Consider the following 659-nt stretch of genomic DNA (forward strand, 5'->3'; position numbering starts at 1 on the left):
GCAACTACGTGCTGGCCTCGGACTCGATCTCCGGCACGATCGGTACGGTGAACAAGGCTTCGCTGACGGTCACCGCCAACAGCGCCGCCAAGACCTACGACGGTCTCGCTTACAGCGGTGGCAACGGCGTGACCTACGCCGGTCTGGTCAATGGCGAGACCGCGTCGGTGCTCGGCGGTACGCTCTCCTACGGCGGCACGTCTCAGGGTGCGGCCAACGCCGGCAGCTACACCCTCATCGCTTCCGGCCTCACCTCCGGCAACTACGACATCAGCTATGTCGCGGGCGCTCTGACGGTGAACAAGGCGGCGCTGACGGTGACCGCCAACAGCGCGGCCAAGACCTACGACGGCCTCGCCTACAGCGGTGGCAATGGCGTCACCTACGCCGGTCTGGTCAATGGCGAGACTTCGTCGGTGCTCGGCGGAACCCTCGCTTACGGCGGCACGTCTCAGGGTGCGGCCAACGCCGGCAGCTACACCCTCACAGCCTCCGGCCTCACCTCCGGCAACTACGACATCAGCTATGTCGCCGGCGCGCTGACGGTGAACAAGGCCGCTCTGACGGTCACCGCCAACAGCGCCGCCAAGACCTACGACGGCCTCGCCTACAGCGGCGGCAACGGCGTGACCTACGCCGGCCTGGTCAACGGTGAGACC

At 66.9% G+C, this 659-nt stretch carries 1 protein-coding gene; it reads left to right on the plus strand.

The features are described 5' to 3' along the window. The coding region (locus tag M4J39_RS22775; protein ID WP_251730793.1) for an MBG domain-containing protein at nt 1–659 on the plus strand (659 nt) is incomplete at both ends.

Source organism: Pleomorphomonas sp. NRK KF1, assembly GCF_023721755.1.
Taxonomy (GTDB): domain Bacteria; phylum Pseudomonadota; class Alphaproteobacteria; order Rhizobiales; family Pleomorphomonadaceae; genus Pleomorphomonas.